The organism is Mesorhizobium sp. WSM4844, assembly GCF_055811775.1.
Map to the genome: position 1 here is coordinate 46589 of NZ_JBVVQB010000045.1, position 11443 is coordinate 58031.

The following is an 11443-nucleotide window of genomic DNA, read 5'->3' on the forward strand; positions in this document are numbered from 1 at the left end:
TCGATTAGCTCCTCTCCAGCTTAGCCGCGAAGCTGTTATGGCCTACAAGTGAAGAATTGAACATGTAGTCTGCCAATGTTTCCGGGCCAGGCATTGGGCTGGCTAGAGCAAACTGTACAGCCTGCCGGACGGCTTGAGCGACTTCGTCGTCTATTGCTGTCAGACTACTTTCATTCACACCTTGTTCTAGTAGCACAGTGCGATAAAGCACGACCGGATCCCGATCGCGCTTATGAGCCTCGACTTCTTCAACCGGTCGATAAGGCTGCCCTGGAACCACCATCCCAAAGTTGTGCTCATCGAAACGATAAGTGTTGGCGACTATGAGAGTCGGCCCCTCGCCGGCCCGCGCTCGCGTCACCGCCCGTACCGCAGCCTCATAGACGGCGTTCACGTCCTGCCCGTCAACCGTCACCCCCGGCATGCCATAGCCAGTCGCGCGAAGCGCGATATCGGGCTGCCCGTGGCTTTCAGCCAGCGATGTGGCGATTGCATAGCCGTTGTTCTCGCAAAGATAGATGACCGGAAGTTTCCACAGTGAGGCCATGTTGAGACTCTCGTGGAAGGTGCCCTGGTTCACTGCTCCATCGCCGAAAAAGCAAAGAGTAACCTGGTCTACGCTTCTAACCTTGGCGCTGAACGCGCAGCCTGTGGCGAGAGGAATGCCCCCTCCGACGATGGCCGATTCGCTAATAATCCCTACCGACCTGTCCGCAAGGTGCATCGAACCGCCGCGTCCCTTGCAGATGCCGCCCTCCTTCCCCATCAGCTCGGCCATGAGCGCGTCCAGATGCGCGCCCTTGCCGATCGGGTGCCCGTGTGAACGATGCGTTCCGGTCATGACGTCATCGTCCCGAAGGGCGAGACATGCCCCCACGATAGCTGCTTCCTGGCCCACGCTCGCATGGAAAGAACCAGGGATCTTGCCGCCTTTGGTTTGGCGCATACCCTCTTCTTCGAATCGGCGGATGCGCAGCATCCGGCGATAAGCCTCTAATCTATGATCACCATTCAACAGCATGATCTAAACATCGCTCCGATACCGACACTCGCATAACTTATCGAAGTGCGACGCCGATTTGCCGCAAATTTTTATCCCCAGAAGCTGATAATCGGCTTCAATACCACGAAGGCGCAGGAATGCGTCGCGAAGCCCTTATAGCCCGCAGGCCCGCTTGCGATGACGTTGCTCCTCTGCGAAGCAGCACTGGACATGGGTCGCCGGGTCAGCAGTCCGCCCGTGACATTCTGTTGTGCCGGCCAAACGCGACACCCCACAGAACCAGATTCCAGCACTCATGAAGTGCCACGTTGAAAGGGCGCAGATATAACCTTCACCTGCTGCGTGCCGCTTATATCATCAAATGCATTGCCAAACGGGCGCCATCCAGACCTGACCTCACCGGGTTAGTTTAGGGTAGTTTCGATTGCCTCTAAGCGGTCAAGCGACGGACGCGAACGTCATCCGATAAAGCGTTGCGGTGTCATAGATGGGCAGTCCTGTCACACGGCGGATTGCTGGCGTGACCATCGGGAACAATGTACATTCAAACAGGAGCGCCGCAATTTCGGGATGTGCAGCGCGAAGTCGCGCGACACAGGCCTCCACATCTAACTCAATCTCGGCGACACTAGTCGGCTGTGGTGGCCGAGTCTTCCCGTTACGCCACAACACACCGCCTTCGATGCCGCCGATCACTACTCTTGCGCGTGCGGCTGGATCATCGATACCCAGCAGATCTACGCCGCAATGTGTCGAGTCTGCAGCCACAACGGCGAGCTTTGCTTCGGCCGGAAGCTGCCGGAGTAGCGTAGGCACCAGTAGTAGGCTCGACATTGCCACGGGAACGTTCGCCGCCGCGGCCACCGCTGCCTGATGCCGGATACTGAAGCCGCAGTCTCCGCATATTGCGACGGCGCCACGCTCGATCAGCCGCTGGGCAGCTGCAATGTAGGCCGGTTCGAGCGTAGGATCGCCAGGGATGACCCTATCCGCCCAAGCTCCTGCCGCCGTCTCTATGATTATTGGGAAGTCGAAAGTTGCTGGATTGAAAACCGAGTATGGAAGTGGAGGCGGAAATTCACCGGGCGCTAGCCCAACCTCCAGTCCTAAAATTCCGAGGGCTCTTTGTGGTTGAGTTGTCATGGAAGGAGCTTTCTTGAGTTGGGAAGCAGCTGCTGTGGATTGTTTCCTTAGCAATACTGGCCGTCAGTTCGGCGTTGCAGGCTGCTCTGTGCCGTGTATGAATCTAGCAGCGTCAAGAGGGCAGTTTTAGCGAAATGTCCCTTCCATACGCAGGAGATCGGCGTTATTTTGCTACAGGCGCATGACCGGGGTGCAAACTCGTTAGTGCTGAAGATCCGCAAGCTCGTATGAAAGCCGGTGCGCGTGTCCGGAGCCAAATGGGCTCCTTCTTAGTTTTTCATTGAACACGCGTGCACACGAAGCAACCTAATCGCTATGGTCAATGGCGGGGAAATAGTCCTGTCGGCCGCTTTTGCAGATGGTAGCGGCGGTTGTTTACCGACTGCACGATGGCATCTACGAAGATCGAGATGGCCGCAAGGACTGGGCCTACACCTCACTGGGGCTGTAAGCGTTGGCGCGCAATCGGCGACGCCTGGGCGGCGGGCCGCCCGCGCCAGGATGATTGTTCGCTAGGTCCGCGGTCGCGAAAGGTTTAGTGCCGTGCAGGGCCTCCCACTGGCCGCCGTTCACATTCTCGAGCGCCGCGGCATCGCCGAGCACGTTTTGGCGGCCTGAGCGTCGGCGGCATCGTCAACAACCGTCGCGTTTTCCCGTCTCAGCCGGACGCTGACCACCTGCGTTATACGCATGACCTTCACGGAACGTGTGCTCGAAACTGGCGGACGACCTGTGAGCGGCTCGTGGCACTGCACGGCGCAGAGATGATCTCCATAACGTCGAGCCTGTCGCCTGCTCGCCGGGTGTTGCGCGTGATCAAGGTGAAGCGTTGCGTCAGCTAGGGTCAGGACTCATTGATCCAGAAGATGAATGTGGCGGCGAAAGCGATAGCGGACAGGAAGGTGTGAGCGCAGCGGTCGTATCGGGTATGGATTCGTCGCCAGTCCTTGAGGCGGGCGAAGGTGTTCTCGATCTTGTGGCGTTGGCGGTAGAGAACCGGATCGTAGTTATGCTTGATGCGGTGCTTTGCATGGGGCGGAATGCACGGAGTGATGCCGCGCTGGACGAGGGCATCGCGGAAGCCGATCGAGCTATAGGCACGGTCGGCGAGCAGGTGGCGGGCTGGCGGCAGGTGCTCGAGTAGCGCGGCGGCAGCTTTGTGGTCCTGGCCTGGCCTTCGGTCAGGTACAGCAGCAGTGGACGACCTTTGCCATGGCAGACCACCTGTAGCTTGCTGGTCAGGCCGCCTCGGCTGCGTCCAATACATCGGGGTAGAGCCCCTTTTTGAGCAGGCTGGCGGCGGTGCGATGTGCCTTCAGGTGTGTAGCATCGATCATCAACTGGTCCGGGTCACCGGCCCGAGCCGCCAGTTCGGCCAGGATGCGGTTGAACACGCCCATCCGGCTCCAGCGGATGAATCGGTTGTAGATCGGTTTGTGCGGCCCGTAACCGGCCGGAGCATCTCGCCAGCGCAACCCATCGCGGATGACGAACAGGATCCCGCTGAGCACCCGCCGATCATCTACCCGAGGCACGCCGTGCGACAGCGGGAAGCACGGCTCGATCCGCCGCATCTGCTCCGGCGATAACATCAGCAAATCATCCATCGTGGCACCTCCGCCAACAATGAATCAGCCGCTCACCATCAATTCAACCGGATTAATAGGTCCTGACCCTAGCCGCGTTATAGGGTTGCTTCGAATTTGGTCATAAGACCGGTGTCAACCCGATTTCATCAGTTGCGCCTCGCGGGCGGCGCGAAGCTTTGCGAAATCGTCTCCGGCATGGTGCGACGAGCGGGTCAGCGGGCTCGACGCCACCAGCAGGAAGCCCTTCGACTTGCCGATCGTCTCGTAGGACTTGAACTCGTCCGGCGTGACGAATTTCTTCACCGGGTGGTGCTTTTTGGTCGGCTGGAGGTATTGGCCAATCGTCATGAAATCGACATCGGCCGAGCGGAGATCGTCCATCAGCTGCAGGATTTCGTTCCACTCCTCGCCCAGCCCCACCATGATGCCGGATTTGGTGAAGATCGCCGGGTCGAGTTCCTTGACCCGTTGCAGCAGCCTTATCGAATGGAAGTAGCGCGCGCCGGGCCGCACCGTCAGGTAGTTCGACGCCACCGTTTCGAGATTGTGGTTGAACACGTCGGGCTTGGCCGCCACGACGATTTCCAGCGCCCCGTCCTTGCGCAGGAAGTCGGGCGTCAGGATCTCGATCGTCGTCTGCGGCGTGGCCGCGCGGATCGCGTGGATGACATCGGCGAAATGCTGCGCGCCGCCATCGTCGAGGTCGTCGCGGTCGACCGAGGTGATGACGACGTGGCTGAGGCCCATCTGCTTCACCGCCTTGGCGACGCTGTCCGGCTCGTTCGGGTCGTGCGCGGTCGGGCGTCCCGTCGAGACGTTGCAGAAGGCGCAGGCGCGGGTGCAGATCTCGCCCATGACCATGAAGGTCGCGTGCTTCTTTTCCCAGCACTCGCCGATGTTCGGGCACCCCGCCTCCTCGCAGACGGTCACCAGCTTGTGCGACTTCACGATCTCGCGCGTTTCGGCATAACCCTTCGACACCGGCGCCTTGACGCGGATCCAGGCCGGCTTGCGCAGCACCTCCTGGTCCGGCCGGTGCGCCTTTTCGGGGTGGCGCGGACGCGGAAGCGTTCTATCGAGTACAGTAACCATCTTGCCTCGGTGGACGCCGCGTGCCTTGGCGCGCGGCCAACTAGTCAGAGTATCAGGAACGCAGTTTCCTGGATTGATCTAGGCGGCAAGCGCGAAGTCTAGGCTAACCCGTCCCCGAAACCGTCCGAGGAAAGCAGAAGTCCGGTGCAGCCTCTCCGAACTGACTAGTTCCGGTGGGGTAATCGCCGCCATGGGGACAACTTGACCAGCAGCACAATCCGCGAACTTACCTCGCCTCCAGCACCGCATTGAGAAACTGTCGTGTCCGCTCGTTTTGCGGATTGCCCAAGAGCTGGCTGGGCGGGCCTTGTTCGACAATCTTACCGCCAGAAAAGAAGCACACGCGATCGGAGAACTCCTTGGCAAAGCCCATCTGGTGCGTGACCATCAGCATCGTTAGGTCATATTCGGCGCCGAGCTTGCGGATGACGTTGAGCACCTCTCCAACCAGTTCCGGGTCGAGCGCCGATGTCACCTCGTCAAACAGCATCACCTTGGGCCGCATGGCCAACGCCCGAGCGATCGCCACGCGTTGCTTCTGGCCCCCGGAAAGCTGGATCGGGAAATGGTTCTTCTTCTCCCCGAGGCCCACCAAGTCGAGCAGCTCTGCCGCTCGGGCCTCCGCCTCCTTCTTCGAGAGCCCAAGGACGGAGATCGGCGCCTCCATGCAGTTCTGCAGAGCGGTCATATGCGGGAACAGGTTGAAGTGCTGGAACACCATACCGATCTTGCTGCGCACGCGACGGAGATGACGCTCGCTCGCCGGCACCATTTGGCCGTTCTTCTGCATATGCGTGAGCGGTTCACCATCGACCCATATCACCCCCCCGTTGATGTGCTCAAGCGTCATCAGCATGCGCAGAACGGTAGTCTTGCCCGAGCCGGAAGGACCAATGATGGACACCTTCTCGTTGCGCGCGATCTCGAGATTGAGTTCGTCCAGCACCGTCAACGCGCCGTAGCGCTTTGTGACGTTCTCAAAGCGGACCATGGGTTCGTTCATGACTTTTTCGCTGCGCGTGATATCAAGGTCAAGCTCGTCCCGCCTGGCTAATGCCCTAGGGCGCTTCGTGAGATCGTCCTCGAAGCGAAGCACAAATTCGCTCATAGTATAAGGCCTCCCTATTGCAGATGGTAGCGGCGGTTGAGCCAGACGCGAACCGACTGCACGATAGCGGAAGCAACCAAGCTGAACACGTAGTAGAAGAAGCCGCACATAGTGATCGCTTCTATGTACCGATAGTTGTTTCCCCCGAAATTCTTCGCCTGCTGCAGCATCTCGAAAATCGAGATGGCCGCCAGGACCGGCGTGTCCTTGAACATGCCGATGAAATAATTGCCCAGAGCAGGCACCATGGGCGGGATCGCCTGCGGAAGAATGATTGTTCGCCAAGTCCGCGTTCGCGAAAGGTTTAGTGCCGTACAGGCCTCCCACTGGCCGCCGTCCACATTCTCGATACCGCCGCGGAAGACTTCAGAACAATAGGCTGCGTAGTGGATCCCGAGCACGCCAATTCCCGCCGTCCAGGCAGGAATGAAGATTCCGATCTGCGGACCAACGAAATAGACAAAGAACAACTGCAGCAGCAAGGGCGTTGAACGGATAAACTCCACGATCTCCGCCATTGTGGTCGAGATGTAGCGGTTTGGCGACTGGCGGATCATCGCGAAGACAAGACCCAACACCAGCGCGATCGCAAACCCGAGCAGCGTAGCCTCAATGGTGACGATCGCTCCCTGATAGAGATATGGGAAAGCCTCCCATACGTAAGACCAATCCCAGATCTTCAAGCCATCTGCTCCCGAACGAAACCGCGCGAGACGCGGCGTTCCAGCCAGCGCACGAAAGGAGTGATGAGGGCGCGCGCGATGATGTAATAACCAAATAGTGCGACCGCGAAGAACAGCATGTAATCGCCTGTTGCGTCGGCCGCCTGCTTGGCGGCGCTGGTAAATTCGGTGATGGTAATGAAGAAGACGAGCGAGCTACCCTTAAGCACATCGATGAGCATGTTACCCCAGGTCGGCAGCATGGCGCGCATCGCCTGTGGCAGGATAATACGCCGCATCATGGTGAGCCGCGAAAAATTGAGCGCTGTAGATGCCTCATACTGGCCCCTATCAACGGCCTGAATGGCGGCGCGGACGTACTCGGCGGCGTACCCTGAGGCATTCATTCCGATCCCCAAAATTCCGACAGTCCACGGCGACAGGAAAATACCGAAAATCGGCAATACAAAGAACCACCAGTAGAGCTGAACCAGCATGGACGTCCCGCGGAAGAATTCGATGTAGGCGATACTGAACCAGCGCAACTGCCGATGGGGAGAGACTCTGGTTAGGCCCACTACAAGCCCAAGAATGATCGCTACGACGCAGGCGCCAAGAGTGACAATGACCGTAGTCATGACGCCCTTGGTGAGCACGGCAAAGATAAAGCTGAGATCGACCTTACTCATGTGCCCTCCCCACTGACCGCCTCCCGGCCAAGGGCCGGGGAGCGGTCAGACGCATAGCTTCAGCCCTTGCAAAGATCAGCGGTCTTGCTGCCATCCGGGAGATCGCGTTTGGTGTAACCATATTTGCCGACCGAGGCCATCATTTCGTCAGAGCCAATATAGTCTTTCAGCACAGCATTGAACGCGTCTACCGCAGCCTGCTCGCTGAGCGGGAAGGCTATGGCGGGATGTTCATTCGGTCCCGGCGGGGTATACGGGTCAGCCACCTCAATGCTGGGATCCTGCTCGGCAAGAGTCGTCGCGTTCAGACTATAGAGCGAGCCGGCAGCGGCGCGGCCGGCCTTTACAGCCTGTACGACCTCGGGCGGTCCGGCGACCTGCATGACCTTGTCGTCAGGGAAACCTAATTTCTTCGCCTGCTCGACTGCGGTGGTACCCGTCATGATGGCCAGGGTAAGTCCCTTCTTCTGAGCGTCCTGGAGAGAATGCAGCGCTTCCGGATTGCCCTTTGGCACGATCATCGAGTCATTGCTCGATGCGATCGGTTCGCTGAACAGGACGTTGCGGCACCGCTCCGGCTTAATCCACATGCCGCCCGTGATGATGTCAAAGCGACCAGCCTGGAGGCCTGGGACAAGGGAACCCCAATCGGTTACGACCGGCTCGATTTTGGTTGTTCCCATCTTTTTCAGAACGTCCAGCGTCATCACATTGACCAGGCCAAGCGGCTCGTTGTTCACACCAGGATAGGCACTGGGAGGCTCATTGGTGAAGCCAAGACGGATCGTTTCTCCATTCTTAATCTTCTCGAGCAGCGACTCCGCCGAGGCCGAACCGGCAAAGGACGAGATTGTCATCGCCGCTAGGCCGAGCGCGGCAATCCTCTTCAAGATTGCAGTTTTAAAGCATTCGTCGAGTTTCCACTTGACCATTGGTTAGTCCTCCGTTTTCGCTTCGCCGATGGTCTCCCAATATGCCTCGGGAAAAGACCGTTGCATCATTTGTTGAGCTTGTAGTCCGGCGGTTCCCATCATCGTGTGAGCTGCAGGGCCCCCACCTCAATATCCTAGGTATAAATTCATCCAGTCGATCCCTTGCTACGCCACTTGTGCATGCTTCATGAGCGTAGCAGCGCAGCTGTGGTGCTTTGTGCGAGAATTGCAAGTTATTCGCAGAAATTCGGCGATTTTGGGGTTCAGGCGCACATTTCCGTCATCCCCGTGGTTAGCTGAAAGTGAACAATCGCGAGCTGTGGTATGGCCAGCTGAGGCACACCACGTCTGGCATAACTCCTCCCCTGCCCGGTTGGATGAGATGGCAGGCGCCAGCACCTGGGCTATGCCCTTATGGCCATGGTCTCTATGGCAGGGCACACATTCGTCGTATGCGACACGCCGCTGAGAGATGCGCCTCGGAAACGCTGGCGCGAGCATTGTTGTTCCCGTCACAGTTGATTACTCATGCCATTGACGGATGAGTCTGTTCACGGCTTCGCTCCGATCAACCTGGACGGAATGGCCGGCATTATTGAGCAGATGGAAATCTGAATTCCTGATCAGCTTCGCCAGGTTGAGCCCTTGCTCCGGCGTCGCGGTCGGGTCGTTCTTGGACCAGATGATCAACGTCTGGGCCTGAAGCTGATCAAGGTAGGGGAAGATATACTTCTGCTGCAGCAGTGCATAACGATGCAGGTTTGTCTCGTCTTCCGGCAACCTCTGCCAGATCTCCCATTGTCCCCGGGCCGCGGCCCGCCGATAGGCTTCTCGCTCGGCGCCTTCCACATCCTGCCCGTGGGCGCGGCAGCCTTTCCGCCGGGCGGTGATGTATTCCTCTTCGCTCGGCATCGGGCCGGAACAGTCGTAAGCCTGCCGGCAGGCCTCCATCCAAGCTTCGTCACGGTCATCTCCAAACGCCGGCGACACGGAGTTGGCGGTCAGCAGGACAAGCTTGGAAACAAGATCGGGACGCACGATCGCGACCCGCGCGGCGACGAATGATCCTTCTGAATGGCCGACTAGCGTGATCTGCTTCAAACCCAGTTGTTGGAGGAAGCTAATCACATAGTTCACACGACCGAGCCGGTTGATGTATTTGCCGTCAGCGGGATAATCCGTTCCCCCAAAATGGAGATGATCAATCGCTACCACCGTAAATTGATCGGATAGCCCGTTCAGCTGCCGAACAAAGGAACTCTTACCCTCTGCACCGAAGCCCGCCCCATGCAGGAAAACAATCGGCCTACCGGCTCCGTTCTCGCAGTACGATGTCTCGATACCATCAATCGATACGCGATGCTCGGTGATCATCAGTTCCTCGGCAAAAGGAGGGGCATCAGGTCGGCATTGCGACATGCGAAATGAACTGCCAATTGCTCACTCCTGAGCGTAGCAGCCTCACATGCCACGTTGCCGAATTATCTCGTCTGAATACCGGAAATCGGCACCCGGAGCCTCGTCTTGTCACTTTGCTGTGTCGTCTCCCGGCCACTGCGGCCGGGAGCCTTTCAGGTGCATGGGTGGCATTCCCCGCAAGATTTCAGCCCTTGCACAGGTCGGCGGTCTTGGTGCCGTCAGGCAGATTGATTTTGGTGTAGCCGTATTTCCCGACCGACTGCATCATTTCGTCGGAGCCGATATAAGTATTCAACACCTCGTTGAAGGCATCGACCGCCGCCTGCTGATTGGGCAGGAAGGCGAGACTTGGGTAGCCGGCCTTCCCAGCCGGCGGGGTGAACGGATCTGCCATTTCAACGCTGTCGTCCTTGTCAGCGAGCTCCTTTACCGTGAAGTAGTTTAGCGACCCCGCCGCCGCGCGGCCGACCTTCACTGCCTGCAAGAATTCGGCCTGACCGGCGACCTGCATGACACGATCCTCCGGAATGCCCGCGTCTTTGGCGTTCGTGACCGTGTCGGAACCGGCGGTGGTGACCAGCGTCAGGCCCTTGTCACGAATATCGTCAAAGGAGTGCAGGTCTTTGGGATTGCCATTCGGCACGAGCAGGGCTTCGGTAAACTTAGCAAGCGGCTCGGTGAACACCACATTGCGGCAGCGCTCCGGCAGAATGTACATCCCGCCTGTGATGATGTCGAAGCGGCCCGCCTGCAGGCCAGGAATGAGGAGCCCCATTCCGTCACGGTTGGTTCGACCTTGGTCGTGCCGAGCTTCTTAAGGATGTCGAGGGTCATGGCGTTGACGAAGCCGAGCGGCGCGTTGTTCTCGCCAGGATAGGCCGACGGAGGGTCACCGGCGAAGCCAAGACGGATCGTCCCTCCATCTTGATCTATCGAGCAGCGACTGCGCCGAGACCGAACCCGCAAAGCAAGATATTGTCATCGCCGCTAGGCCGAGTGCAGCCATCCCCTTCAAGATTGCAGATTTAAAGTTGTGTTCGGCTTGCCACTTGTTCATTGGTTAGTCCTCCGTTTCCGTTTCGCCGATGGCCTCCCAATACGCACCGGGAAATGGCCATGCACTATTTGTTGAGCTTGTCCGGCGGTTCCCATCGTAATGCGGGCTGTAGAGCCGCACCTCAGTACCCTAGGTACGCTCCATCCTCCTTGGCACTAGCCTCATGAAGGTAGCAGCACAGTTGGCGCGCTTTGTGCGAGAATTCTGCTTTGCACGCATAAATTCGGCGTTGTTACTAGTGGTGCGCAGATTTCCCTCATGCGCTTAGTTCCCCCATGACTCGTGCAAGTCGTCGCGGCATGGGCCAGTAGAGGTGGCACCAACTCCGGCATAGCTCCTGAGAACAGCGCGAGCTGGGCGGTCGGAGCGTGCGGGGCCATAGAACCAGCCGTCTCGGCATCGCCAAAGCTAATGGGGAGTTCACCCGGCGGCATCACGGGCTGGATTTGTGAACCGCGACCGGCGGCGACCTGCTCGTACACGCCCCAGCGCCCATACGGTTTCGACACCGCGCCGGGCGAGCATCTGCGGATCGCTCAGGGGTCGAACGTCGCCCATTCGGGCGCTAATGCTTGCCGCCACTGTGACGTCGGCGGTCGGGGAAAGATTGCGCAATCTTGAAACCCAATCGGAGAACCGGCAGGGCTCTGCCCTAGCTCCGTCTGTCTTCTCTCAAGACTGTGTCGGCCAATTTTTCAGCCACCATAATCGTCGGAATGTTTGTGTTCGCCCGAGGGCAAAATGGCATG

8 protein-coding genes and 1 pseudogene are annotated in these 11443 nt (G+C 58.7%); all 9 read right to left on the reverse strand.

Annotated features, from left to right (window positions below; genetic code table 11):
* Positions 1-4 precede the first annotated feature (4 nt).
* Positions 5-979 carry a thiamine pyrophosphate-dependent dehydrogenase E1 component subunit alpha gene (locus AC0L2A_RS27005; RefSeq protein ID WP_473611403.1) on the reverse strand — a complete coding sequence of 325 codons (975 nt, stop codon included), beginning with the start codon at positions 977-979 and terminating at the stop codon, positions 5-7.
* A 2011-nt stretch (positions 980-2990) separates the two neighbouring features.
* A pseudogene (locus tag AC0L2A_RS27010) lies at positions 2991-3753 on the reverse strand (IS5 family transposase).
* A gap of 114 nt (positions 3754-3867) precedes the next feature.
* Positions 3868-4827 (reverse strand): lipoyl synthase, encoded by a 960-nt coding sequence (gene lipA, locus AC0L2A_RS27015; protein WP_473611404.1) that lies wholly within the window; start codon positions 4825-4827, stop codon positions 3868-3870.
* Between the two features lie 226 nt (positions 4828-5053).
* Positions 5054-5830 carry an ectoine/hydroxyectoine ABC transporter ATP-binding protein EhuA gene (ehuA, locus tag AC0L2A_RS27020; RefSeq protein ID WP_473611417.1) on the reverse strand — a complete coding sequence of 259 codons (777 nt, stop codon included), beginning with the start codon at positions 5828-5830 and terminating at the stop codon, positions 5054-5056.
* Between the two features lie 119 nt (positions 5831-5949).
* Positions 5950-6618, reverse strand: coding sequence for an ectoine/hydroxyectoine ABC transporter permease subunit EhuD (ehuD, locus tag AC0L2A_RS27025; protein ID WP_473611405.1), 669 nt, complete (start codon positions 6616-6618; stop codon positions 5950-5952).
* Positions 6615-7286, reverse strand: coding sequence for an ectoine/hydroxyectoine ABC transporter permease subunit EhuC (gene ehuC, locus AC0L2A_RS27030; RefSeq protein WP_473611407.1), 672 nt, complete (start codon positions 7284-7286; stop codon positions 6615-6617). The genes ehuD and ehuC overlap by 4 nt, the downstream gene beginning before the upstream one ends.
* Before the next feature lie 59 nt (positions 7287-7345).
* Positions 7346-8218, reverse strand: coding sequence for an ectoine/hydroxyectoine ABC transporter substrate-binding protein EhuB (ehuB, locus tag AC0L2A_RS27035; protein ID WP_473611408.1), 873 nt, complete (start codon positions 8216-8218; stop codon positions 7346-7348).
* 522 nt (positions 8219-8740) lie between these two features.
* Positions 8741-9592 (reverse strand): alpha/beta fold hydrolase, encoded by an 852-nt coding sequence (locus tag AC0L2A_RS27040; protein ID WP_473611409.1) that lies wholly within the window; start codon positions 9590-9592, stop codon positions 8741-8743.
* Positions 9593-9821: 229 nt separating this feature from the next.
* Entirely contained in the window at positions 9822-10412 is a 591-nt protein-coding gene (locus AC0L2A_RS27045) for a transporter substrate-binding domain-containing protein (protein ID WP_473611411.1), read from the reverse strand.
* Positions 10413-11443: the final 1031 nt, after the last annotated feature.